At 64.6% G+C, this 23,695-nt stretch carries 20 protein-coding genes and 1 riboswitch; of the genes, 7 read left to right on the forward strand and 13 right to left on the reverse strand.

Annotated elements, in window-relative coordinates:
* Window positions 1–46 precede the first annotated feature (46 nt).
* Window positions 47–586 carry an inorganic diphosphatase gene (ppa, locus tag AC1DKY_RS16230; protein WP_441604785.1) on the forward strand — a complete coding sequence of 180 codons (540 nt, stop codon included), beginning with the start codon at window positions 47–49 and terminating at the stop codon, window positions 584–586.
* Window positions 587–631: 45 nt separating this feature from the next.
* Here ppa and AC1DKY_RS16235 read toward each other — a convergent pair whose 3' ends face one another.
* The 4 genes from AC1DKY_RS16235 to AC1DKY_RS16250 all read right to left on the reverse strand — a co-directional run bounded on the left by AC1DKY_RS16235 (window position 632) and on the right by AC1DKY_RS16250 (window position 4,541).
* Window positions 632–817, reverse strand: a complete 186-nt coding sequence (locus AC1DKY_RS16235) for a hypothetical protein (protein WP_441604786.1) — start codon at window positions 815–817, stop codon at window positions 632–634.
* Between the two features lie 63 nt (window positions 818–880).
* Window positions 881–1,477 carry a ferritin-like domain-containing protein gene (locus AC1DKY_RS16240; protein WP_441604787.1) on the reverse strand — a complete coding sequence of 199 codons (597 nt, stop codon included), beginning with the start codon at window positions 1,475–1,477 and terminating at the stop codon, window positions 881–883.
* A gap of 229 nt (window positions 1,478–1,706) precedes the next feature.
* Complete coding sequence (gene thiC / locus AC1DKY_RS16245) at window positions 1,707–3,584, reverse strand: phosphomethylpyrimidine synthase ThiC (protein ID WP_441604788.1); 1,878 nt, start codon at window positions 3,582–3,584, stop codon at window positions 1,707–1,709.
* 143 nt (window positions 3,585–3,727) lie between these two features.
* A riboswitch (TPP riboswitch) is annotated at window positions 3,728–3,823 on the reverse strand.
* 67 nt (window positions 3,824–3,890) lie between these two features.
* Window positions 3,891–4,541: a TetR/AcrR family transcriptional regulator gene (locus AC1DKY_RS16250; RefSeq protein ID WP_441604789.1), complete on the reverse strand. Its 651-nt coding sequence runs from the start codon at window positions 4,539–4,541 to the stop codon at window positions 3,891–3,893.
* A 615-nt stretch (window positions 4,542–5,156) separates the two neighbouring features.
* Between AC1DKY_RS16250 and AC1DKY_RS16255 the strand changes: the two genes are divergently transcribed.
* Both AC1DKY_RS16255 and AC1DKY_RS16260 read left to right on the forward strand, forming a co-directional pair.
* Window positions 5,157–5,816, forward strand: coding sequence for a protein-L-isoaspartate O-methyltransferase family protein (locus tag AC1DKY_RS16255; protein ID WP_441604791.1), 660 nt, complete (start codon window positions 5,157–5,159; stop codon window positions 5,814–5,816).
* Window positions 5,817–5,843: 27 nt separating this feature from the next.
* Window positions 5,844–7,178, forward strand: a complete 1,335-nt coding sequence (locus tag AC1DKY_RS16260) for a TolC family outer membrane protein (RefSeq protein ID WP_441604792.1) — start codon at window positions 5,844–5,846, stop codon at window positions 7,176–7,178.
* A gap of 81 nt (window positions 7,179–7,259) precedes the next feature.
* Here the strand turns inward: AC1DKY_RS16260 and waaA are convergent, their stop codons facing one another.
* Window positions 7,260–8,525 (reverse strand): lipid IV(A) 3-deoxy-D-manno-octulosonic acid transferase, encoded by a 1,266-nt coding sequence (gene waaA, locus AC1DKY_RS16265; RefSeq protein WP_441604793.1) that lies wholly within the window; start codon window positions 8,523–8,525, stop codon window positions 7,260–7,262.
* A 115-nt stretch (window positions 8,526–8,640) separates the two neighbouring features.
* Here waaA and lpxL point away from each other — a divergent pair, with 115 nt between their 5' ends.
* Window positions 8,641–9,558, forward strand: a complete 918-nt coding sequence (gene lpxL / locus AC1DKY_RS16270; protein WP_441604794.1) for an LpxL/LpxP family Kdo(2)-lipid IV(A) lauroyl/palmitoleoyl acyltransferase — start codon at window positions 8,641–8,643, stop codon at window positions 9,556–9,558.
* Between the two features lie 94 nt (window positions 9,559–9,652).
* Window positions 9,653–10,567, forward strand: coding sequence for a VirK/YbjX family protein (locus AC1DKY_RS16275; RefSeq protein WP_441604795.1), 915 nt, complete (start codon window positions 9,653–9,655; stop codon window positions 10,565–10,567).
* Between the two features lie 45 nt (window positions 10,568–10,612).
* On the opposite strand, the gene AC1DKY_RS16280 is transcribed toward AC1DKY_RS16275, so the two are convergent.
* From AC1DKY_RS16280 to AC1DKY_RS16300, 5 genes are all read right to left on the reverse strand, one after another.
* A complete protein-coding gene (locus tag AC1DKY_RS16280; RefSeq protein ID WP_441604796.1) occupies window positions 10,613–12,901 on the reverse strand; it encodes a S53 family peptidase in 2,289 nt (762 codons plus the stop codon).
* A gap of 560 nt (window positions 12,902–13,461) precedes the next feature.
* A complete protein-coding gene (locus AC1DKY_RS16285; RefSeq protein ID WP_441604797.1) occupies window positions 13,462–14,241 on the reverse strand; it encodes a glycosyltransferase family 2 protein in 780 nt (259 codons plus the stop codon).
* A complete protein-coding gene (locus AC1DKY_RS16290; RefSeq protein WP_441604798.1) occupies window positions 14,238–15,509 on the reverse strand; it encodes an O-antigen ligase family protein in 1,272 nt (423 codons plus the stop codon). Before AC1DKY_RS16290 ends, AC1DKY_RS16285 begins: the two co-directional genes overlap by 4 nt.
* Before the next feature lie 68 nt (window positions 15,510–15,577).
* Window positions 15,578–16,705: a glycosyltransferase gene (locus tag AC1DKY_RS16295; RefSeq protein WP_441604799.1), complete on the reverse strand. Its 1,128-nt coding sequence runs from the start codon at window positions 16,703–16,705 to the stop codon at window positions 15,578–15,580.
* A gap of 97 nt (window positions 16,706–16,802) precedes the next feature.
* Window positions 16,803–17,009, reverse strand: a complete 207-nt coding sequence (locus tag AC1DKY_RS16300) for a zinc-finger domain-containing protein (protein ID WP_046970205.1) — start codon at window positions 17,007–17,009, stop codon at window positions 16,803–16,805.
* 221 nt (window positions 17,010–17,230) lie between these two features.
* Here AC1DKY_RS16300 and AC1DKY_RS16305 point away from each other — a divergent pair, with 221 nt between their 5' ends.
* Entirely contained in the window at window positions 17,231–18,370 is a 1,140-nt protein-coding gene (locus tag AC1DKY_RS16305) for a Yip1 family protein (RefSeq protein ID WP_441604800.1), read from the forward strand.
* 58 nt (window positions 18,371–18,428) lie between these two features.
* Here AC1DKY_RS16305 and AC1DKY_RS16310 read toward each other — a convergent pair whose 3' ends face one another.
* Window positions 18,429–19,022 (reverse strand): YceI family protein, encoded by a 594-nt coding sequence (locus AC1DKY_RS16310; protein ID WP_441604801.1) that lies wholly within the window; start codon window positions 19,020–19,022, stop codon window positions 18,429–18,431.
* A 52-nt stretch (window positions 19,023–19,074) separates the two neighbouring features.
* Window positions 19,075–19,668, reverse strand: a complete 594-nt coding sequence (locus AC1DKY_RS16315; protein WP_441604802.1) for a malonic semialdehyde reductase — start codon at window positions 19,666–19,668, stop codon at window positions 19,075–19,077.
* A 131-nt stretch (window positions 19,669–19,799) separates the two neighbouring features.
* Here AC1DKY_RS16315 and AC1DKY_RS16320 point away from each other — a divergent pair, with 131 nt between their 5' ends.
* On the forward strand, window positions 19,800–20,780 hold the full coding sequence (locus AC1DKY_RS16320) for a mitochondrial fission ELM1 family protein (protein WP_441604803.1): 981 nt from the start codon (window positions 19,800–19,802) through the stop codon (window positions 20,778–20,780).
* Between the two features lie 6 nt (window positions 20,781–20,786).
* On the opposite strand, the gene glnE is transcribed toward AC1DKY_RS16320, so the two are convergent.
* On the reverse strand, window positions 20,787–23,639 hold the full coding sequence (glnE, locus tag AC1DKY_RS16325; RefSeq protein ID WP_441604804.1) for a bifunctional [glutamate--ammonia ligase]-adenylyl-L-tyrosine phosphorylase/[glutamate--ammonia-ligase] adenylyltransferase: 2,853 nt from the start codon (window positions 23,637–23,639) through the stop codon (window positions 20,787–20,789).
* Window positions 23,640–23,695: the final 56 nt, after the last annotated feature.

Below are 23,695 nucleotides of genomic sequence, written 5' to 3' on the forward strand. Positions count from 1 at the left end.
ACGTATCCTTTCAAGTCTTTGCATCTGACTAGCCAAGGACACGCTCATGGGTCTGCACCTCGTACCCGCCGGCCGCAAGGTTCCGGACGAAATCAACGTCATCATCGAAATCCCCAAGGATGCCGAGCCCGTCAAGTACGAGGTGGACAAGGAAAGCGGCGCGATTTTCGTGGACCGCATCCTGTCGACCCCGATGCGTTACCCCTGCAACTACGGCTATGTGCCGGGCACCCTGGGCGGCGACGGCGATCCGCTGGACGCGCTGGTGATCCTGCCGCTGCCGCTGGTGCCGGGCTCGGTGATCCGCTGCCATCCGGTGGGCATGCTGAAGATGACCGACGAAGCCGGCAGCGACGAAAAGCTGGTGGTGGTGCCGGTGGAAAAGATCTTTGCCGGCTACTCCCACATCAAGGACATCAAGTCCGTCTCCGGCCACTGGCTGGAGCGCATCGGCCACTTCTTCGAGCACTACAAGGATCTGGAGAAGGGCAAGTGGGTCAAGATCGAAGGCTGGGTCGGCGCCGATGAGGCGAAGGCCGAAATCGAAGAAGGCATCAAGCGTTACCAGGCCGACAAGAAGGCCTGATCGAAGCCAAAAACGCCGCCTTCGGGCGGCGTTTTTCATGGTGCTTCAGCTTTGCGTGCTGCCGGCGTCGGCCGAAACCGTCGCCTGCCCCGTCATGCTGGCGCTGTTATCGGCCCGGCGGACCCACCAGGCCATCACGACGCTGGCAAGCAGCACGCCCAGTGCGAGCGTGGTCAATACAGCCCTTAGTAGCCCATGTCCCTGGCGGGCGTTGTTGTCCGTGGTCGCCATGGCGCGTCTCCCGGTGCAATAAGTCTGTCCAACGCACGTACCCGCCTGCGGGATGACTTGTGCTCAGTGCTTGGTGGCTTTCTTCTCGGGTCGCGCCTTGGCCGGCTTGGCCGGCTCGCCCTTCTTGCCGAGATTGTCGAGCAAGGTCGCCAGATCCTCGGCGTGCTCTTCTTCCATCGCAAGAATGCCTTCCATCATGCGGCGCGACGTCGGATCGGCTGCACCGAGGTAGGTGATGATCTCGCGATAGCTGTCGATGGCGATGCGTTCGGCGACCAGGTCTTCCTTGATCATGTCGACCAGGTCGTCGCCTTCCACGTAATCGGCGTGGCTGCGTGACAGCAGGCCTTCGGGCGAAAAGTTGGGTGCGCCATCGAGCTGGGTGATGCGCTCGGCGATGAGGTCGGCGTGCCCCTGTTCCTCATTCGCATGCTCGAGAAACTCGGCGGCCACGCTCTTGGCGTGGATGCCTTTGGCCATGTAGTAGTGATACTTGTAGCGGAGCACGCAGACGATTTCGGTGGCCAGCGCTTCGTTGAGTATCTTGACCACGGTCGCGCGATCGGCGGAATAACCGGAAGTGATGGCGCCATTGTCGATATGTTCGCGGGCGCGCTTGCGGATGGTTTCGATATCGGAGAGGAACGGCTTGGCTGCCATGGGCGTGGCTCCATCGGGCTGACTGGGCGAACCAGCACCGTAGGTGGCGACGCGCGAAACGCAGGTGAAAAAAGCGGTGCGGATGTGAGGCCGTTGTGTGGGAGCGCACCCTGTGCGCGACAAACCAACGGAGCGGAACATCGCAGCGTTGCCGTCGCGCACAGGGTGCGCTCCCACAAGGTGCTCTACCTCGTGCAGGCGGTGGCGACCGCCGGCACGAGGTGAAACATCAAGCCTTGTGATAAACCTCGGAGCCCTGCTGGCGGAATTCCGCCGACTTCTCCGCCATGCCCTCTTCCAGCGCCGACTCTTCGCCGGTGCCGTGTTCGGCGGCGTAGTCGCGCACGTCCTGGGTGATCTTCATCGAGCAGAACTTCGGGCCGCACATGGAGCAGAAATGCGCGCTCTTGTGTGCATCCTTGGGCATGGTTTCGTCGTGGAATTCCTTCGCCTTTTCCGGATCGAGGCCAAGATTGAACTGGTCTTCCCAACGGAACTCGAAGCGCGCCTTCGACAGCGCGTTGTCGCGCACCTGCGCACCCGGATGACCCTTGGCCAGATCGGCTGCGTGGGCGGCGATCTTGTACGCGATGATGCCGTCGCGCACGTCCTGCTTGTTCGGCAGGCCCAGATGCTCCTTCGGCGTCACATAGCAGAGCATGGCGGTGCCGAACCAGCCAATCATCGCCGCGCCAATCGCGCTGGTGATGTGGTCGTAGCCCGGCGCGATATCGGTGGTCAGTGGCCCCAGCGTGTAGAACGGCGCTTCGTGGCACTTCTCCAGCTGGCGCTCCATGTTTTCCTTGATGAGCTGCATGGGCACGTGGCCGGGGCCCTCGATCATCACCTGCACGTCGTGCTTCCAGGCGATCTGGGTGAGTTCACCCAGCGTATCGAGCTCGCCGAACTGGGCGGCATCGTTGGCGTCGGCAATGCAGCCCGGACGCAGACCATCGCCGAGGCTGAAGGACACGTCGTACGCCTTCATGATCTCGCAGATGTCTTCGAAATGCGTGTAGAGGAAGTTTTCCTTGTGATGCGCCAGGCACCACTTGGCCATGATCGAACCGCCGCGCGAGACGATGCCGGTAACGCGCTTGGCGGTCAGCGGCACGAAGCGCAGCAGCACGCCGGCGTGGATGGTGAAGTAGTCGACACCCTGCTCCGCCTGTTCGATCAGCGTATCGCGGAAGATGTCCCAGGTAAGGTCCTCGGCCACGCCGTTAACCTTCTCCAGCGCCTGGTAGATCGGCACCGTGCCGATCGGCACCGGCGAGTTGCGGATGATCCACTCGCGCGTTTCGTGGATGTGCTTGCCGGTGGACAGGTCCATCACGGTGTCGCCGCCCCAGCGGATCGACCACACCAGCTTTTCCACTTCCTCGGCGATGCCCGAAGAAACGGCAGAGTTGCCAATGTTCGCGTTGATCTTGGTGAGGAAGTTGCGGCCGATGATCATCGGTTCCGCTTCCGGGTGATTGATGTTGGCCGGGATGATGGCGCGGCCGCGCGCCACTTCGTCGCGCACGAATTCCGGGGTGATCAGCTTGGGCAAGGCCGCACCGAACGATTCGCCCGGGTGCTGGGTGCGCAGCGCGCTGCCCTGCAGCGCTTCGATGCGCTGGTTCTCGCGGATGGCGATGTATTCCATCTCCGGCGTCACGATGCCCTGGCGGGCGTAGTGCATCTGGGTGACGTTGGCGCCGGCTTTGGCGCGATGCGGCGCACGCGTCGCGGTGAAGCGGAAGGCATCGAGCTTGGGATCGACAGCGCGCTGGCGGCCAAAGGCGGAGCTCAGGCCGATCAACTGCTCGGTGTCGCCGCGCTCGGCAATCCAGCCCGCGCGCAGCGCCGGCAGACCGGTGACCAGGTCCACCTTGTAGTCGGGGTCGGTGTACGGGCCCGAAGTGTCGTACACGGTGATCGGCGGATTCTCTTCGCCGCCGAACAGGGTCGGCGTCTGCGCCTGGCAGATTTCGCGCAACGGTACCTGGATGTCCGGGCGGCTGCCCTGCACGTGGATCTTGCGCGAGCCCGGAATCGGACGCGTCACGGCTTCGGAGAGTTCCTGCGCGGCGCGCGCAAGGTCATTGGGCAGGGCATTCATCGGCTTTGGTCCGTCCGGGCGTTGGCGCTGTCCCCGAGGGGACGTGCTTTTGTTGGGGAGTCCACACTGGATCGTGTGGAGTGATGCGCATGCAAACGCGCATTCAGCAACAGAAGCGGACGGCACCGGACGCAATGTCCTTACGGCATTGCGGCGAAGCTCCCTACAGCGGTACTAGCCGCATCAGGTTCGAAGGGACTCTCTCAGCCGACTTGTTGCCGGCACCCCCGCCTCAAGCCGCTATTTGAGCACGAAGCGAGGGAGGCCGCGAGTGCGGCGGCCTTGGCGGGCCTGAATCAGGCGGGATCAGCGCGGCAGATAGGCGCGCAGGAACATGTCCACGCCATCGCGGGCGGTCTGTTCGAGCTCAGCGGCGTAGGACTGGGCGCATTCTTCGCAACCGAACATGCGGCGCAACAGCATTTCGCCCTTGATCAGGGAGATGAACTGGCCGGCGGCGCGGGCCACGTTGGCGATATCCAGCCTGCGGTCGTCAACCGCCTGTTGCAGCAGGCGTTTCATCAGACCATTGGTGCGATCCGGGCCTTCTTCCCAGAGCAACTTGCCGTAGCGCGGGTTGCCCTGGCGGCAGTCGCTGAGGATGGCGCGGAAGGTGCCCACGTTCTGCACGTCGCAGTCGAGCCGGACGTGATGCAGGGCGATACGCTCCAGCGCGACGCGGATGTCTTCGGCGGGGTCGTAGTGGTAGGTGTCTTCGGGGATCAGGTCCTGGATGCGCGCGCGGATCACCTCGCGAAACAGGTTGTCCTTGTCGCCGAAGTGGCTGTAGACGGTGAGTTTGGACACGCCGGCCTCTGCCGCTACCGCATCCATGCTGGTTCCGGCAAAGGCGTTGCGGATGAACAGGCCCTTGGCGGCCTCAAGGATCGCCGCGCGCTTTTCCATGTCCTTGGGACGGCCGGGCCCCTGAGGCTTGGTCTGCGGGATCGTGCTCATGGCTATACCTTCACAAATGGCTTCACAAATGGATAACGCCCGTTTAGTATACGCGGCGGTTTAGTTATTTTCCATGGCCAAGATACACGGCTTCCCTTATGTCCACCACTATCGCAGAACTTTCCCTCAGCCCGGCGTATCGACTCGCCCAGCGTTCGCTTGCCTGCTGGCTTGAACCAGGCCAGGCGGAGGCCCGCCGGGCCGCGTTCGCGGCGCGCGCCGCGCTGTCCGGGCTTGACCCCACCGAACGCAGCCGTATCGCCCGCTGGCTGGCCTGGCTGGAGGTCGCGGCACAGAGCCGCGGCAGCCTCTCGCCCCGGGCCCGTGTTCAGCGCCTTGACGCATCCTTGCATCAGGCCATGCAAGATGCACTCACGCGACTCCCTGGTCAGACGGTGGTCGCGCGTACGGGGAAGCATCGACGTAGTGCGTAACCTTGGCATGGCGAAGTGTCCGCGGACACCGCGCCACGCATGACTTCCGTCAACCAAGCGCGATGACTTCCGGCACTTCGTGTCGTTGGTACGAACCCGCAGGCTTTGCACATTGTCGGAAGATGGCTAAGCGCTTATCCTTTTTAGCCTTTTTCCCGATTCGCATTAGGACCTAAGCAACATGGCGATGAACTTCGAACAGGCGCGAGTGAACATGGTGGAAAACCAGGTGCGCCCCTGGGAGGTGCTGGATGCCCGCGTGCTCGACGTGCTGGGCAGCGTGCGCCGCGAGGACTTCGTTGCCCCTGAGCACCGCAAGCTGGCCTTTGCCGACCTGTGCCTGCCGCTGGGTCACGGCGAAGTGATGATGAAGCCGGTGGTCGAGGGCCGGGTGCTGCAGGCGCTGGAACTCACCCCGAGCGACCAGGTGCTGGAAATCGGCACGGGTTCGGGTTTCCTGACGGCCTGCATGGCCAAGCTCGCTGGTCACGTCACCAGCCTGGACATCCATGCCGATTTCGTCACTGCAGCGGGCCAGCGCCTGGCTGGCGCAGGCATCGCCAACGTGACGCTGGAAGCCGGCGAAGCGGTGAATGGCTGGCAGCCGAACGGATTGTTCGACGCACTGGTTGTCACCGGCGCGGTGTACCAGATCCCGCAGCGCTTCCTGGGCTGGCTCAAGCCCGGTGGCCGCCTGCTGGTGGTGCGCGGCGAGTCGCCGGTGCAGCACGTGCTGCTGCTCACCCACGAGGGCAATGGTCGCTACCGCGAAGAATCGCTGTTTGAGACCGACCTGCCCTATTTGAAGCACGCCGAGCCGCCGCGTCGCTTCGTTTTCTGACCTATTTCCCCATACATGAGGCAACCCATGCGCTTGAAGCTTCTGACCCTCGCCCTGGCCCTGTCGGCATTGCCGCTGGCCGGCCACAGCGAGGACTTGCTGGATGCATACCGAGAAGCCCGCGCCAATGACCCGGTGCTGTCGCAGGCGGAAGCCACGCGCCTTGCTACCGGTGAAGGCGTTGATCAGGCGCGTGCGTTGATGCTGCCGCAGCTCAATGGCAGTTACGGGCTGCAACAGCAGTCGGCGGGCAACAACCTTGCCAACGGCACGGTCACCGGCTCCTCTTTCGGCCATTCGCGCACGCGTGATCTTTCGGCCACGCTGACCCAGACGATTGTCGACCTCAGCCAATGGGCCAACCTCGCGGCAGCGCGATCCGCCGCGCATTCTCAGGACGCCACCTACGACGCCGCGGCGCAGAACCTGTATGTCCGTGTCACCACGGCCTACTTCGGCGTATTGACCAGCCAGGATGCGCTGATATTCGCCAAGGCCAGCGAGGACTCCTTCAAGCAGGCCTACGACCAGGCCGATCAGCGCTTCAAGGTGGGCCTGTCGGCCATCACCGACGTCTACCAGGCCAAGTCGGAATACGAACTGGCCAAGGCCCAGACTGTGGCCGCGCAGAACACCCTCAACGACGCCAAGGAAGCGCTCACCCAGATCACCGGCAAGCCGGTGGGCGAGCTCAAGAAGCTGCGCGAGGATCTGCCGCTGACGCCGCCGAACCCGGCAGACCCGAACGCCTGGGTGCAGGCTGCATTGCAGTCCAACGCCAGCATCCATGCCAGCCAGTACACCGTGCAGGCGGCCGAGCACGACATCGACGCGGCTCGCGCCGGCCACTTGCCGACGATCAACGCCTCGGTGTCGCGCGGCAAGGACACCACCTGGCTCGAGCACGGCAACTACAACGTGCCCGGCAATGGCGCCTATGGCACCACGGTCGGCATCTCGATGAATATTCCGATCTTCTCCGGCGGCGCCACGCAGTCCCGCGTTCGTCAGTCGATCTACCAGCGCGACGAAGCCCAGGACTCGCTGGAGTCGACGCGTCGCCAGGTAGTCCGCGACACGCTGAACTTCTATCGCTCGGTCGCCGCCGGCATCAGCCAGGTGGAGGCGAACAAGGCCTCGGTCGACTCCGGCCAGAAGGCACTGGAAGCCACCCGCGCCGGCTTCGACGTGGGTACGCAGACCATGCTGAACGTGCTCAATGCGATTCAGACCCTGACCCAGGCCGAGAGCAGCTACTCGCAGTCGCGCCACCAGCTGGTGCTCGACCAGCTGCAGCTCAAGCAGTCGGCAGGCTCGATCGACGTGAAAGACGTGGAAATGGTCAATTCGATGCTGCAGTAACGCGCATCGCATAAGCTGCAACCGACAAGGCCGGGCAAGTCCCGGCCTTGTTGCGTCTTGGCCCTGCAGACGTCTGGACGTCTATTCCTGCAGCAGGTCGTCGATCATGCCCATCACGCGCTTGACGGCGCCGCGCTCGCTGTCGAACACGATGCGCGCCGCGTCGCCCATGCGTTGGCGCTGCGGCGGATCGCGCAACAGCTGCAGCACCACCGGACCCAGTTCCTCGGCGCTGTTCACGCGCGACGCACCGCCCTCGCGGATGAGGGTGAGGGTGATTTCTTCGAAATTGAAGGTGTTCGGGCCAACCAGCACCGGCGTGGAAAGTGCGGCGGGTTCCAGCACATTGTGGCCGCCGATCGGCACCAGGCTGCCGCCCACGAAAGCCAGATCGGAGGCAGCGTAGAACGGCATCAGCTCGCCCATCGCATCGATCACGAAGACCTGATGAGCCGCCGACGGCACGCGGTCGGCGCTGCGCGTACCCACCGTGAAACCCAGGCTGCGCGCGGAGTTTTCCACCAGCTTGAAGCGTTCGGGGTGTCGGGGTGCGATCAGCAACAAGGCGTCGGGCCAGCGCGTGAGCACTTCCAGGTGGGCTTCGAGCACCGGCAGTTCTTCGCCTTCGTGCGTGCTGCCCGCGATCCAGACGGGACGCAGATGGCCCCACTGCTGGCGCAGCTCCTCACCCTTGCGCTCAGCGTCGTAGGGCACCGGCATGTCGAACTTCATATTGCCGGTGACCACGATCTTGTCCGGGTCGGCGCCCAGCGCGCGATAACGCGAGGCATCGGTACGCGACTGGGCGGCGATCTGATACACGCAACGCATGGCCTGCGCCACAAGGTTGCCCAGTGGCTTATAGCCGCGCAGCGAGCGCTCGGACAGGCGCGCGTTGACGATCATCAGCGGGATGCTGCGACGCCGGCAGGCCAGGTAGAGATTCGGCCAGATCTCGGTTTCCACGATGATCGCCAGGCGCGGTCGCACGCGCTTGAGGAAGCGCGATACCGAGAACGGCAGGTCGTAGGGCAGATAGACGTGGAACACGCTGTCGCCGAACAGCTGGCGCACCCGTTCGGAGCCGGTGGGCGTCACCGTGGTCACCACCAGCGGCGCGTTCGGATAGTCCGTCTGCAAGGCCTTGATCAGCGGCTCGGCCGCGTTGACCTCGCCCACCGACACGGCGTGCACCCACAGGCTGCCGGTCACGCCCGAGGCCTCGAAGAAGCCGAAGCGTTCGCGCCAGCGCTTGTGGTAGTCGCCGTAGCGCACGCCACGCGCCATCAGCCGCAACACGATCAGCGGCGTCACCAGGTACATGGCGAGGGTGTAGATGTAGCGCAACGGAGAGCCTTTCGATCGCGGTGCGCCAGTATATCGGCTCGGACGCACGGGCCCTGCCCCACGCCGCGGCTCGCCTCGTTTTGGCTTGTTCCCTACAATGCGGGCGATGCCCGGCATGCCTCGTCCCAGCTTCACCCGCTCCCTGCTCTCGCCCACGCACTGGCCCGCCTGGCTGGGTGCCGGCGTGATCTGGCTGATCGCCCGCCTGCCACGCCCCTGGCTGATGGCCTTTGGTCGCGCACTAGGCTGGCTGGTGCAGCGCGTACCCTCGCCGCGGCGACACGTGGCGGAGGTGAATATCGCGCTGTGCTTTCCCGAACTGTCCCAGCAAGAGCAAGCCAGGCTGGTCGATGCGCATCTGCGCGATATCGGCCTGATGATGGCCGAGTTCGCGCTGGGCTGGATGGGCAGCGAGCGCGCGATCGCCAACGTACCGGTGACCATCGAAGGCCTGGAGCATCTCGAAGCGGCGCGTGCGCAGGGCAAGGGCGTGTTGCTGGTGGGCGGCCATTTCTCGCATCTGGAGCTGTGCGCGCGGCTGGTCTCGCAGCGCATCCGCATTTCCGGCATGTATCGCCGCATGGATTCAGCAGTGTTCGAGTGGGTCGTGCTGCGCGCACGACTCGATTACGCCGAGGCGATGTTCGAGAAAGACGATATCCGCGGCACCGTCAAGCATCTGCGCAACGGCGGCACGCTCTGGTATGCGCCCGACCAGGACATGCGCAGCAAGGACAATGTGTTCGTGCCGTTCTTCGGCGTGCCGGCCGCCACCATCACGGCGACCCATCATCTGGCCCGCATGTCCGGCGCCGTGGTGATTCCGTTCTATCACCGCCGCCTGCCCGGCAACGCGGGCTATGCGCTGAAGCTGGGCGCTCCGCTCGAGGGCTTGCCGAGCAAGGATGTGCTCGATGACACCGCGCGCGTCAATGTGTGCATCGAAGACATGGTGCGCGCCGCGCCCGAGCAATACCTGTGGGTACACAAGCGCTTCAAGACGCGGCCGGAAGGCAGCCCGTCGGTCTACTAAGCCTTGCACGAAGCCGTCCTGTTCGCTGACAGATAAATGACAGTCAGTGCGGGTAAAAAGACGGCCGACCATCCCCACGATCCGCCCACCCAACATGACATTCCGGCTGTTTTTGCGCTCGCTGCGCCAACGCCGCGATTGGAGTGGCTCGCCCTCAAAGCGCCTCGCCGCCGGCCTGAAATACATTGCCCGCAGTGTGCGCATGGCGCGTCGCCAGTCGGCGTGGCTGGCCGAGCTGTACGGGTCGCCACGGCTCACGTCGATCCTGGCGCACGATCCGCGCCTGCATGAGCGTTGGCACCATCACTACATCAATCGTCGGATCGGGCGTGCCGAGCGCATGTCGATTGTCAGCCAGCACTATCGCTTTGTGTTTGGTCAACTGCCTGCGGCGATGGTGGATGCGGTTTATCTGCATGGCCACCATCGATGGGGAACGCTCGCCCTGAAGGACGGCAGCGAGCTGCAGCTGGAATTGCGCCGACCGACCGGTCGCAGCCGCGAAGGCGAGCTGGCGCTATGCCTTAGCAATACGCAGGGCCAGGTGTTGTCGTCGGCCATCTTCAGCATCGCCGACCGGGGCCGCACGCTGTTGATCGGCTGCCTGCAGGGCGCCGCCGCCGAATTGGGGCGCGAGGCCGTGCGCGAACTGACCAAGCAGTGCTACGGATTGCGGCCGAAAAACCTGCTGCATTCGCTGCTGCTCGCCTTTGGTTCGTTTGCCGGCGCCACGCAGATCCGCGGCGTCAGCAACCTGGCGCATCCGTTCGCGGGCGAAGCGGACAAGATCAAGGCCGACTACGACGGCTTCTGGGAAGAGTGCCAGGGCGTGCTGCAACCCGATGGTTTTTTCGCCTTGCCGACCAGCGAGCCCGAGCGCAGCGAACTGCAGGTCGAGAGCAAGCATCGCTCCGCCTTCCGTCGCCGCGAAATGCTGCGTCGCGAAGCGTGTGCCCGCTTACTGGCGGCGCTGCGCGACCAGCCGCTGCCGCTGTCGCAGGCAGCCTGACAACAACATCCCCGGCGCAACGCCGGGGATGTCGAGGGACTCCCCTTACTTCACATTGACGAAGGCCTTCCACGCCTTCAGCAAATTATTGGCGTCGACCGAACCCAGGCCCGACGCAAAACTCCAGCCCGCCTGCGCCGCAAACGCTTCCGTATTGGCGTTGTACTTGTTGGCGTTGCTCGAGGTGAGGCCTACCTGGATCGCACCGAGGTAGGAGTTCGGCAGCGTGCCGTAGTAGTAGCAGTCGGGTGTCACCACATCCGGCAGCTGCTGCACGCACTGCGTGGCGATGCTGCCGCGCGTGACATTGTGGAACACGCATTTGCCGGTGCCCTTGGCGCCATTGTCCGAATTGCAGGTCGCCAGCGTGGCCGGCGGGGCGCCTTTCGGACCACCGTATTCATCGGCGGCCAGCGTGTAGAGCGTCGGTGCGGCATTGCCCTGGTTAGGCGACAAGCCCTTGGCTGCCAGCCCTTGATCGATCAGCGCCTGGATGCCGGCGAACATCGGCGACGACAGCGACGTGCCACCGATCAGCGCCGTGCTACCGGTGAATCCCGGTGTGCAGGGATAGTAGTAAGAGCACACGATCACCCAGGTCGAACCACCGTACGAACCACCGAACAACGCCACGTCGGGCACGTCGCGCGACTGGTCCTTGGCAGTGTTGTAGACCAGACGCTGCCATGCCGGCTTGGCATTCACCGACGACGGACCACCGCTGCCCGATTCGGAAGTGATGTAGTAGCCGTAGGGATCGAACTGCAGATAGGCCTTGCAGAACGCCAGCGACGTCGCATAGCCCAGCGACTTGGCTGCCACTTCATTGCCGCAGGATTCGTTCCACGGAATCTCCGGCACATACGACAGTGCCGAGCCGTACTGCGCGTTGAAGGTCGAGCTGAAATACTTCTTCGTGCTGCCGTCGAGGATGTCGGCCGTATCCGTGCCGCCGACCACGGTGTCGTTCGGCGACGTGCCAAACGCATTGGCATCGATGCCCGCGCCATTGATGAAGAAGCCGTTGAAGCTCGGATTGGAGCCCGAATCGCCGCTCGATACGAACACGGAAATGCCTTCCGCATCTGCCTGCGCCCACATCTGGTCGATGGCCGCTTTGCTCGGTGCATCGACGAAGCCTTCGCCGTATCCATAGCTGGCGCTGATGATGTTGGGACGGTTGCTGCCATTGATCAGGTTGGTCGCCGCCGTGACCACGCCGCCGAAGAAGTTGGTGGCGTTGGAATCGTCACAGCTGGCCAGCCAGATGTTGGCGCCAGGTGCCATCGCGGTCGACCATTCGGCATCGAGCAAGGCCTCGAAGTCGTCTTCGCCGGGGAAGTTGATGGTCGGGTCGATGCAGTTGGTGAAGCCGGTCGCCTGTGGCTGGATTTGCTGGAACGTGCCGCCGTAACTGGTCAGCCCGAACTGGCTGACAAAGTTGGTCCAGTCATCGGGCACCATCGAGCTGTCCTCGACCAGCGCAATGGTGATGCCCGTACCGGTCAGGCCGCTCGCATAGAGCTTGTCGGTGCCATAGATCTTCGCCATGTCGTACGGCACCAGGCCGCGCGAGCCATTGGTGAAGTTGACCGCCTGTGGCGTCATGCCAGCGGCTGCGGTTTTCGCTTGCTGCACCTTGAAGCGCTGCGAGCTCGCATCGAACTGGCCCAGCTTCGGCGCCGTGTGCTGTGCCTGGGGATGGATGTCATTGAGGCCGGCCACGCCCGCCACCACGCTTTGCAGAGCCTGTGGAATGCTGATGTCGCTGGCATTGGCCACGTGCGCTGCCTGGTTGATGGTGTACTGGTTCATCTGCGTGTGGAACGCGCGCTTCACCTGCCCTGCGTTGCCACTGAAGTCGATCTGCATCTTGTTCGGATAGACGCCGTTGACCGTGAAGCCCTGCGATTTCAGCCACGCGGTCGTTGCTGCAATATCGGCGTCGGATACGCCGAAGGTCTGCCCGAACTGATCGGGCGTCACCCACTGGCGGAACTTCGACGAGCTCGGGTCGTGCTGGGCGGAAATCAGTGCATCCAGCGCAGCCTGCCGCTTGGCGCTGCGCTGCAGGATCAGGTTCATGTGATTCATGGCGGCCGCATCGTCCATCGCCTTGGTCGGCGTGGAACGGTCGACCAGGCTCAGATGACTGCGCTGTAGAGTCGATGTCGCGCGGCTATCGACCGTCTGCGTCACCCTGGGCGCTTCGGCCGTGTTGATGCCAGCCAATGCTGCGTTTTGCGCAGTGTTCGATTGTGCCGATGCCACCATCGGCAAGCCTGCGAGGACCAGGGTCATGACCCCCAGCAGGTTCAGGTGCTCGTGTTTCATGCAATGTCTCCCTGATGCGATCCATTGAGAACAAGCCCCCCGTTTTCGATCAGCCACAGCTTTCCCCCGCATGACCTCCTTTGAGATTCGCGCTGTGCGTAAGACGAAGTCGCCCGTCGCGTCACCGTGTTGGCGACGCGATGCCATTGCAGTAAAAGTCACCCTAGAACGGCGCGAGAGAGAGCCAACAAAATCTGCTCGCGATGACACCCCACGAAAACCAGGCGAGTGTGGAAGGCGATCGGCGACGCCACAACGAGCGCGACGCGAAAACGTGCGCCAGATCGTGACGACTTCATGCACGCCATCAGAATCATCACGTTGCAGCGTACTCGCGCGTTGTATCAGCACGACGCCGAGCATGACCCCGTGCGCGCAATTTCGTTCGTCTAAATCCTGGAATTGACGCACGATTCACGGCGCGATGGTGGCACTGCTAAAACGGGCTTTGCATGCAAGTAATTTCGGCATGCAAGAGTTTGCGCCAGCTCGTACAGCTAGCTAAATCCGCGCTGAATTTTTCCGGCAGGCCAACGCATCAAAAGGCTCGCGTCGCGCGACTAATGTTCTTCGCCGCGCGATTTGCGCGATGCCTGCTCCCTCGCCTCATGCAACTTCGCGTACTTGAGGAAGGCGTAGAACGCACCAGTGACGCTGGCGATGAAACCAGCCCAGCCGTTGAGGAAGTAGCGCTTGCCGATGTACTGCCGCAGGAAGAACACCGGTGGATAGAACACCATGCGCAGGCCGGTAAAGCGCTGCCGCGTGCGCAGCTTGTAGGCCACCATGCCGGTGGTGTAACGATTGATCTTTTCCACGCGCGTGGCGATATCGCCATCGCCGTCATTGACGAAGTCCGCACGTCGCAGCGTTTTCACCGGGCCGCGCACTTCCACCGCCGCGTGCACTTCGACATCGTTCATGCCGCCGCGACGACGATCGAACAAGCGCAGGTGGCCGTTGCGCCAGCTCCAGCGATGCTGCACGGTCCAGAACATCCGTTCGCGCCGCGGCAGCCGAAAGCCGGCGTGCCGGGGATGCTGCAAGGCACGTTCGATTTCCTCGCGCGTGCCAGGTGAGAGGATCTCGTCCGCATCGAGGTTCAAGATCCAGTCGTGGCTGGCCATGTCATAGGCGCGCTGCTTCTGCGGGCCGTAGTCGTCGAACGGATGCACAGCGACACGCGCGCCGTGTTGGCGTGCAATGTTGACGGTGTCGTCGGTCGAACCCGAATCGAGCACGACGATTTCGTCGGCCCAGTCGACGCGACTCAAGCACGCGTCGAGCGTGTCCGCGTTGTTGAAGGTGATCACGACTACCGACAGCGGCTCGCGCGTCATGCGGCAGCTCCCTGCGACGATGGATGCACGTAGAGCGCCGCACACCACAGGCCCAGCAGCCATGCGAACAACAAACCCCACCAGGCCGAATAGAAGGCCAGATGCGTATTGAGCGGGAACAGCATCGTGCCCAGGGCGAGCGTGGCCGGGAAGGCGCGCGTACGTGCCGCGGCGCCCACCCTGCGCCACACGATCACCGCCCATCCGATCGCCGCCAGCCAGCAGGCCATGCCGAGCGCGCCGGTTTCCGTGAGTACCTCGAGCAGCCATTGATGGGCATGGCAGGCGCCTTCGCCAACGCCACAGCCGTCGGCGGTGACGACAAAACGATCATTGGCTGGCGCATACGCGGGATACGCATAGCGGTACGCGCGCACGCCGACGCCGTTGATCGGGTGCCCCTCGAACATCGCCACGCTGGTGCGCCAGATATCCAGGCGACCGCTCAGCGCCCAATCGAGCGATTTGTCCGAACCTTGCAGCACCTGCAGCGTGCGATCCATGCGCAGCTGGAAGCGCTCGGAGGTTTTCCAGGCGACGCCGCCGGCGAGCAGGATCACCGCGGCCAAGGCACCGGCGGCAGCCACGAATCGCAGGGGCGAGCCCGACACCCGCCACGCAAAGCCCAGTGCCACCACGGCGTAGCAAACCCACGACGCTCGCGATCCCGACATCAGCACCGGCCCCAGCAGCAGCACGAAGGCGATCAGCAGCCCTTTGAGGCCAAAGCGCCGCAGCGCCGCCCACAGCACGAATGGCGACAGCACCGACAGCGACGGGCCGAGTTTCAGATTGGCGGCGCCAAAGATGCCGGAAATGCGCTCGGGCTCGGCGTGCCCACCCAGGCTCCAGCCGGTCAGGGCCTGCACCCAGGCATCAAGCGCCCAGAACGCCACGACCGCAGCCGTGGCCAGGTAAAGCGCGTCGAGCTTGTCTTCGCGACGGATGGCAAAGCAGGCGTACAAGCCCAACGGGGCGTAGCGCAGCAGTGACGCCACCGTGCCCCAGCTCTTGCCAGGCGCCAGCGAGTCCACCGAGGAGATCAGCGCGGCGCCCACATAAGCCGCCAGCAGCCACAGCAACAGCCGTGCACCGGCGTGCTCGCGCAAGGCGGACGGATGGCGTACGAACAGCAACACCACGCCGATCAGACAAAGGAAGGTCCCCAGCTCGGCGCTGCGCCCGAACGGCAGCAGGGCGATCACCAGCCAGAACGGCAGCAAGGGGGAACGCAGGGCGGCCTTCAGGAATGCAGCAATAGGGCTCATGCGTGGATCAATAAGGGTGACCCGCGCATTGTAGGTGAGTCACCGTACGGGCGACGCTCGACGCTGCGTCAGGCCGCAGTGAGCTCGTCGTACAAGGCCAGGGTGGCCTGCTGCATGTCGGTGAGGCGGTAGTTCTGCAGCATCGGGATGGGCGGCGCCACGCGCAGCAGCTCGGCAGCACGTTCCACCAGGCGCTCGCGATCGGCGGGCGGCACGCGGCCTGCCGGATACAGCTCGGCCAGCAACTCGCCCACGCCACCGTGCGCATAGCCCAGCACCGGGCGGCACAGCGACAGCGCCTCGATCACCGTGCGGCCGAACGATTCGGGCTTGTTCGACAACTGCAGCACCAGCGAGGAGACGGCGTAGATGTCACGCACATCGGAACGCGGCGGCGTCATCACCACCTGCGCTTCGAGCCCGCGCGTGCGCACGAGATGGCGCAGCTCCTCGACGTAGGCCTCGCGACCAGGCTCGATCACGCCCAGCAGCAACAGGCGCACATCGATGCCGCGGCGCTTGAGCTCAGCCACCAGTTCGATGGCGTCATGGTGTCCCTTCAGGCGCGTGCCGCGACCCGGCAGGGTCAGCAGCGGGCCGCCGGCAAGCGCCGGAAACTCGGCGAAAAACGCCTTGACCCAGTTGTCGTCCGGTCGATGCCCGTAGGGAAAGGCGTCCGGATCGATGCCGCGCGGGATCACCCGCACGCGAGCCGGTTCCAGCCAGGGGTAATGGCTGAGCATGAAATCGCGCAGGGTCTGCGATACCGCAATGACGCGCTCGCCACGCAGCAGGATGGCGCTGTAGCGGCCGGGCGAATTGAGGCCGTGCACGGTGGTCACGAAATGCGGCGCCGGCTTCATGCCCTTGATGGCCCACCAGCCCAGCCAGGCCGGCAGGCGCGAGCGTGCGTGCACGATGTCGGGCTTGAGCTCGCGCAGCAGCTTGCGCAGCGCGCCCACCTTCATGAAGGTGCCCAGCGACTTGCGGCCGATATCCAGCGTGATGTGACGGCTGCCTTCGGCTTCCAGCTGCGACACCATGCGGCCACCGGCGGAAATCACGATGGACTGATGGCCGGCCTGCACCAGGGCACGGGCAATCTCCAGCGCAGACCGCTCTGCCCCGCCCGATTGCAGGGCAGGGATCAGCTGGACCACGGTCAGAGACCGCGCTGGTGTAGCGATTGCTGACATGATTTGTTCGAAAGGTGCCTTCATTCCTAGAGGCAAGCAGCAATCGTGCCGAAATGCGCGGCCGATATGGTTTCAGTTGTAACTTTCGAGGTCGAAATCAGTCGCGAAGCACGTAATGCGCGCCGCAATAAGGACATGTGGATTCACCACCGTCCTCCACGATCGGCAAATAGACCTTCGGATGGGAGTTCCACAGCGCCATGCCGGGCATCGGACAGGACAGCGGAAGGTCCGAGCGCGTCACTTCGTAACGATTTTCGGCATTCGCCGGGATCAGCGGGGCAGCCGCAGGGGAACGCGACATGGGGTCAAACTCCATCAGGACACCAGACCCACCATGTTAGCAGGCCAACCCCACATCGCGACGCGGCGGGCAGCGGACTGCGACCTAGGGCATAGTGCGGGCGACCAATGTCGGGGGCCTCCCCGGCGGCCGAGAATGCCCTCGCGTACGGGGAACGAACGGCCCGCGATCCAGCGGTCGGTGGATGGCGGGAACAGGCACATCCTGAAGCAGGAGCCGTCATGGACTTCGGAAAGATCTTCAGTCGCATCAAGGCCATCCTCAGTTCGCCACAGACCGAGTGGCCGGTGATCGCTGCCGAGCCCGCCACCGTCGGCGGCCTGTTCCGCAACTACATCTGCATCGTCGCCGCGCTACCGGTGATCGCCTACTTCATTCGCGGCAGCCTGTTCGGTCACGGCGGCTGGGGCATGCATGTGCACACGCCGCTGGGCCTGGGCTTGCTCGGCCTGATCCTGCATTACCTGCTGACCCTGGTGGTGGTCTACCTAGTCGCCCTCATCGTCAATGCGTTCGCGCCGAGTTTTGGCGGCAGCAAGGACCCCGTGCAGGCGCTCAAGACGGTGGCCTATGCCTGGACCGCAGGATGGATCGCCGGCATCGCCGTGATCATTCCGTGGCTCGGTTGGCTGGTGGCGATTGCCGGCGTGATCTACGGCATTTATCTGCTCTATCTCGGACTGCCGCACACCATGCGCTGCCCACCCGAGCGCGCCGGCGGGTACACGGCCGTCATCGTGATCATCGGGATTGTACTGAGCTGGATCGTGGGCTTGATCATGGCCGGCATCATCGGCACGGCGGCGCTCACCGGCGCGTCGATGGCCGGCATCCACGCGACCAGCAGCGATCGAACCACGGTGACTGTCGATCCAGACAGCATGGCAGGCAAGACCGTGGCGGTGTCGCTATCACCGGAAACCTTGCGTGGCTTCCTGCCCGAGGAGCTCGATGGCATGAAGCGCAGTGACTTCAACGCGCAACGCTCCGGCGCGGTAGGCATGCAGATATCCACTGCCTATGCCACTTACAGCGACGGCAAGGATCGCAACATCAAGATCGAGCTGGCCGACACCGGCAATATGCGGGGCATGATGGCGATGGCCAGCGCAGTGGCGCACTCCACCGAACAGCAGACCGACCACGGTTACGAAAAGACCTATACCGAGCACGAGCGGCTGATGCACGAAGCGTGGAATTCGCAGACCAAGACGGGCGAATTTGGCGTGATCGTCGCCAACCGTTTCTCGGTCAAGGCGAGCGGCAGCGGCGCCAGCATGGATGACCTGAAGCAGGCCGTGAACGACATGGACCTGGACAAGCTGACGTCACTGAAAGACGAAGGCGTCAGCAATCGTTGAGCCCAAAAAGAACAGGCCCGCGCCGTGAGCGCAGGCCTGCTCATGCCCAGCGTTGGGCTTACTTGGCGGCGTCGGCCTTCGGCACCGAAGCCTCGGTGGTGATGTGGATCTTGATCTCGTCGCTGACGTTCGGCACGTAGGCGCCCACGCCGAAGTCGGAACGCTTCAGCGTGGCGGTGGCGTCGAAGCCCACCGTCGCCGTCTTCAGCATCGGATGCTCGCCGCTCTTGTTGAGCGTGGCGTCCAGCGTCACCGGCTTGGTCACGCCGTGCACGGTCAGGTCACCCGTGACCTTGTACTTGTTGCCGCCAGCGGCCTGCACCTTGGTGCTCTTGAAGGTGACGGTCGGGTACTTGTCGGCGTCGAAGAAATCCGGCTTCTTCAGGTGCTCGTCGAGCGCGCTCACGTGCGTGTCGAGGTTGGCCAGCGGCAGGGTGACGTCGACGGACGACTTGGCGGCGTCCTTGTCGTCGAACACGATGGTGCCGTTGCCAAGGCCGAGGTTGGCGGTGGGGTTGGAGAAGCCGAAGTGGTTCCAGCTGAACAGGACCATGGTGTGGCCCGGGTCCATCTTGTAGGTGACCGGAGCGGCCTGGACGGACACGGCAGCGCTGATCAGGCCGGCAAGAACGAGGTAACGAAGTGCACGCATGGGTTGAATCTCCATTGGGTTGGGGGTTGCTGGATCGAGGCCGATGAAGGCGTCAGGCGATCTGGCAAGCTTCTTCGAACGAGAGGCGCGGGCTGCGCGGGAACAGGTCGCGGCTGGCATCGCCGTAGCCGATGTTGACCAGGAAGTTGGACTTCACCGTGGTGCCCGCAAAGAAGGCGTTGTCCACGCCGGCATTGTCGAAGCCGGACATGGGGCCGCAATCGAGGCCGACCGCGCGCGCGGCGAGCATCAGGTAAGCGCCCTGCAGCGAACCATTGCGGAAGGCGGTGATATCGATCAGCGGCTGGTTGCCGGCGAACCAGCTGCGCGCATCGGCATGCGGAAACAGATGGGGCAGCTTTTCGTAGAACTCGTGGTCGGTACCGACGATGGCGGTGACCGGCGCGGCCAGGGTCTTGGCGCGATTGCCATCGGAGAGGAACGGCGCCAGCTTGTCCTTGGCCTCCCTGGATTTCACGAAGACCACACGCATCGGCGAGGAGTTGGCGCTGGTGGGGCCGAACTTGGCCAGCTCGTAGATCGCGTGAAGCTGCGCGTCCGTTACTTCTTTCGGCAGCCACGCGTTATACGTGCGCGCCGTGCGAAACAATTGGTCGAAGGTCGCCTCGGAAAGCTTCTCGCTCATGGGTATCCTGTGGACATGGCGCGCCGGCATCGGCGCAACGACCTCAAGTGTAAGCGGGGTCGCAGGCAAACAGGACCCAGGCCAATGGAACGAACTGTACCGTCCAGGGAAACAATGCGGCGGCCAGGACTATGCTGAAGCCGCGCGGCGACTGCTGGGTCATCACCGATGGCGCGGCCGGCAACCAGCGCCAGGCGCTGGCGCTGGCCGAGCTGCTGGAGATGCCTGTGCGGCACCTGCAGCTTGCGCCCGCCGCACCCTGGTCGTGGCTGGCGCCTCATCTCACGCTTGGCGCCCGGCTGGCGCTCGACCCCACCCAGCGCCAGCAGTTCGCCCCACCGTGGCCGGCCGTGGCGATCGGTTGCGGCCGATCCGCCGCGCTCTATACCCGCCTGCTGCGCTCGCTCAGCGGCGGCGCCTGCTACACCGTGCAGATTCTTGATCCGCGGGTCAATCCGGCACACTGGGACACGGTAATCGCGCCTCAGCACGATCGGCTGACCGGCCGCAACGTGATCCGCCCGCTCGGCTCGCTCAATCCGGTGGACGAGGCCTGGCTGCAGGATGGCCGCGAGGCCGATCCTGCCTTTGCGGCATTGCCGCGCCCGCGGATAGGCGTCTTGCTGGGCGGCCCGCGCAAGGGCGTGACCTTCAACGAGGCTTATATCGACCAGTTGATCAGCGGCCTGCATGCGCGGCGTCGCCAGGACGGCGGCAGCCTGATGGTGCTCGCCTCGCGACGCACACCGGCGGACCTGGTGGAGCGCATGCGCCAGGGCCTGGGCGACGTGCCAGGGCTGGTGTGGGCTGGCAATGATGACGGCGGCAATCCCTATCCCGGCGTGCTGGGCTGGGCCGATCGCCTGGTCGTCACGCCGGACTCGGTCAATATGCTGTCCGAAGCCTGCGCCGTGGGCTGCCCGGTGCACACCTTTGTGCTCGGCTCACTGCCCGACAAACTCGAGCGTTTCCATCACGCCTTGCGCGACGCGGGACTGCTGCATTCGCTCGATGCCAGCAATACACCGCCGGTGCCGCCGCTGCGCATCACCGGCACGATTGCCGCAACGCTGCGCGAGCTCATCGTGCGCCGGCAAAACCAGGCGGCGTGAGCTGCATCAGAAGCACAAGCCCAGCTCCGTCGTCACCTCCTGCACACTGCTGCTGAGGCGGTCGAGTTCGCCGTCACGCGGTGCGATGCGCGAGCGCAGGTCGAGCGTACAGGCCAGTGCGCGATGCAGCAGTTCGGCGTGCGCTTCGGCGAATATGCCGGCCTGCCGCCCGTCCAGCAGGCCGGCGTTCCGGCAGGCTTCGATCAAGCCGGCGTTGGCGGTGATATTGAGCAGGGCGGAACGTTCTGACGCGTGCGCCAGCACCAGGCCTTGAAGTGCGAACTCGATATCCAGCAGACCGCCATGACCCTGCTTGAGATCAAACAGCTGCGCATCGGAGCGATCGCGCTCCGCCCGCCAGCGCTGGCGCATGCTGCTGACTTCCTGCAGCACCGGGGCGCGCTCGCGCGGCACCGCCAGCACGTCGCGGCGAACGGTGGCGAGATCGGCGTGCAGCCCTGCGTCGCCCGCGATAGGGCGGGCGCGCAGCAGCGCCTGATGCTCCCAGGTCCATGCGCGGCTCTTCTGGTAGGCCTCAAATGCATCGAGGCTGCTCACCAGCAAGCCTTTGGAGCCGTCGGGCCGCAGCCGCGTATCCACTTCATACAGGCGCCCCGCACGGGTGAGCACGGTCAGCCAATTCATCACGCGCTGGGCGAGGCGCTGATACCAGCGCGAGCCTTCCAGCGGACGCGCACCATCGCTCATCGCGTGCGCGCGCTTGCTGTCGTAGACAAACACCAGGTCCAGGTCGGAGGCGAACCCCAGCTCCTCGCCACCCAGGCTGCCGTAGCCGAGCACCGCAAAACCGATGCCGTCGCCCGGTAGACGGCCGTGCTGTGCAGCGAGTTCGCGCTCGGCCAGCGCGGTGACGGCCAAGACGATGGATTCGGCCAGTACCGCCAGGCGCCGCGCTGTGGCGACGGCATCGGCGCGTCCGTCGCTGAAAGCCAGGCCGAGACGGAACGCCACGCTCGCCTTGAACTCGTTGAGGCGCTCGAGCTCCGCTTCCGCCTCGCGCTCGTCCAGCGTCGCCAGCACGCGGGTGATTTCTGCGCTGATGTCGGCGCGCTTGAGCGGCAACTGATCGATGCGCGGATCGAGCACGTCGTCCAACAGCAAGGGCTGCGCGATCACGCGTTCGGCGAGGAAGGCGTTTTCCGCAAATAATCGCGCCAAGCGCAGTCGCGCCGCGGGCTGCTCTTCGAGCAGGGCGAGATAGGACGAACGTCGCGCCACCGACTGCACCAGCCGGCACAGGCGAAGCAGGCAGGCGACGGGCGCCACGCTGTTGCGTGCCACGGCCAGCAGCTGCGGCATCAGGCGGTCGAGCTGCTCGCGCGAACGCTGCGACATGGCGCGCACGGAAGCGGCCTGACTGAGTTTCAGCAAAGCCTCCGCCGCCTCACCGCCTGGCGTGAAGCCGGACGCTTCCATCACGCCGGCATTCAGTGATTCAGCGCACGCCTGCTGCCACAAGGCCACATCAGCCACCGGCGCGGCTGCCGTTCGCCCTCCCTGCGGCATCAGCACTTCGGCGAACTCCTCGCTGACCTTGGCGCGATGGGCGGCCAGCTGTTCTTCCAGCTCCTCCCAGCTGCCAAGGCCAAGGCCCAGCGCGATGCGCTCACGACTGAGAGCGTCTGCCGGAATATCGTGCGTCTGCGCATCGCGCAACATCTGCACGCGATTTTCCACGCGACGCAGGAACACATAGGCCTCGCGCAATTCGCGCGCACGCGCGGCGCTGATATGGCCACGCGCTTCGCAGGCGGTGAGCGCAGGCAACAGCCCGCGCACGCGCAGGCTGGGTTCGCGCCCGCCTCGTATCAACTGCACCAGCTGCACGATGAATTCGATTTCGCGGATGCCGCCAGGGCCGAGCTTGAGATTGTCCGCCAGATCCTTGCGCGCCACTTCGGCGTCGATCAGCGACTTCATCTCGCGCAGGCCCGCGAAGGCGGTGTAGTCGAGATATTTGCGATAGACAAAGGGACGCAGCAAATCCTGCAGCTCCTTGCCCGCATGGCGATCGCCCGCCACGGGACGCGCCTTGATCCACGCATAGCGCTCCCAGTCGCGACCTTCGCTCTGGTAGTACTGCTCCATCGCCGAGAACGGCAAAGCCAGCCGGCCGGCATTGCCGAATGGACGCAGGCGCAAGTCCACGCGCGCGCAGATGCCATCGACGGTAGGTTCGTTGAGCAGGCGCACCAGCTGGCGCGCCAGGCGCACGAAGTACTCGCTGTTGTCGAGCGTACGCGCGCCATCGCTCTGCCCGCTGTGCGGATAGGCCAGCACCAGGTCGATGTCGGAGGAAAAATTCAGCTCGCTGCCACCGAGCTTGCCAAAGCCCACCACCACCATGCGCTGCAGTTCGCCGTCGTGGCTGCGGCTATGGCCATAACGCGCGGCCAGCGCGCGTTCGGACCACTGCAGCGAGGAGGCCAGCAGGACTTCGTAGAGCACGCTGGTGGCGGACAGGGTCTCGGGCAACTCATCGAGGCCGTTGACATCGCGAAACACCAGACGCAGCGCCTCGGCGTGACGAAAGCGCCGCAACTGCGTCAGGCACGCTGCCTCGTCCTCGGCGAGCTTCAGCGCATCGATGCGTGCGCTGGCATCGCTGCCCGAGCGCAGGCGCTCGAGTCCTTGCGGCGCAAGCAGCTGCGGTTGGCGCAGCCAGGTATCGAAGGCGAAGTCGCTGGCGAGCAAGGTGCGTCGAATGCGCTCGGCCACGCCGGCGTCGTCGTGCAAGGGCACGCCCATCTGGCGGCATCGCGCGATCAGGTCGCGGTAGCGATCGTCGATCAGCGCGCGCAGCGCCGGGGATTCGGTGGGCCTATGGATCACAGTCATCCGATCATTCTGCCGCAGAGTCCTGCGCCTTGCTGCGCGCGCACTCAAGCCAGGGT

The organism is Dyella sp. 01N448 (genome assembly GCF_056399225.1).

Coding starts and splice junctions, on each gene's coding strand:
- ppa (WP_441604785.1), top strand. CDS start 47: ATGGGTCTGCACCTCGTACCCGCCGGCCGCAAGGTTCCGGACGAAATC.
- AC1DKY_RS16235 (WP_441604786.1), bottom strand. CDS start 817: ATGGCGACCACGGACAACAACGCCCGCCAGGGACATGGGCTACTAAGG.
- AC1DKY_RS16240 (WP_441604787.1), bottom strand. CDS start 1,477: ATGGCAGCCAAGCCGTTCCTCTCCGATATCGAAACCATCCGCAAGCGC.
- thiC (WP_441604788.1), bottom strand. CDS start 3,584: ATGAATGCCCTGCCCAATGACCTTGCGCGCGCCGCGCAGGAACTCTCC.
- AC1DKY_RS16250 (WP_441604789.1), bottom strand. CDS start 4,541: ATGAGCACGATCCCGCAGACCAAGCCTCAGGGGCCCGGCCGTCCCAAG.
- AC1DKY_RS16255 (WP_441604791.1), top strand. CDS start 5,157: ATGGCGATGAACTTCGAACAGGCGCGAGTGAACATGGTGGAAAACCAG.
- AC1DKY_RS16260 (WP_441604792.1), top strand. CDS start 5,844: ATGCGCTTGAAGCTTCTGACCCTCGCCCTGGCCCTGTCGGCATTGCCG.
- lpxL (WP_441604794.1), top strand. CDS start 8,641: ATGCCTCGTCCCAGCTTCACCCGCTCCCTGCTCTCGCCCACGCACTGG.
- AC1DKY_RS16275 (WP_441604795.1), top strand. CDS start 9,653: ATGACATTCCGGCTGTTTTTGCGCTCGCTGCGCCAACGCCGCGATTGG.
- AC1DKY_RS16280 (WP_441604796.1), bottom strand. CDS start 12,901: ATGAAACACGAGCACCTGAACCTGCTGGGGGTCATGACCCTGGTCCTC.
- AC1DKY_RS16285 (WP_441604797.1), bottom strand. CDS start 14,241: ATGACGCGCGAGCCGCTGTCGGTAGTCGTGATCACCTTCAACAACGCG.
- AC1DKY_RS16290 (WP_441604798.1), bottom strand. CDS start 15,509: ATGAGCCCTATTGCTGCATTCCTGAAGGCCGCCCTGCGTTCCCCCTTG.
- AC1DKY_RS16295 (WP_441604799.1), bottom strand. CDS start 16,705: ATGTCAGCAATCGCTACACCAGCGCGGTCTCTGACCGTGGTCCAGCTG.
- AC1DKY_RS16300 (WP_046970205.1), bottom strand. CDS start 17,009: ATGTCGCGTTCCCCTGCGGCTGCCCCGCTGATCCCGGCGAATGCCGAA.
- AC1DKY_RS16305 (WP_441604800.1), top strand. CDS start 17,231: ATGGACTTCGGAAAGATCTTCAGTCGCATCAAGGCCATCCTCAGTTCG.
- AC1DKY_RS16310 (WP_441604801.1), bottom strand. CDS start 19,022: ATGCGTGCACTTCGTTACCTCGTTCTTGCCGGCCTGATCAGCGCTGCC.
- AC1DKY_RS16315 (WP_441604802.1), bottom strand. CDS start 19,668: ATGAGCGAGAAGCTTTCCGAGGCGACCTTCGACCAATTGTTTCGCACG.
- AC1DKY_RS16320 (WP_441604803.1), top strand. CDS start 19,800: ATGCTGAAGCCGCGCGGCGACTGCTGGGTCATCACCGATGGCGCGGCC.
- glnE (WP_441604804.1), bottom strand. CDS start 23,639: ATGACTGTGATCCATAGGCCCACCGAATCCCCGGCGCTGCGCGCGCTG.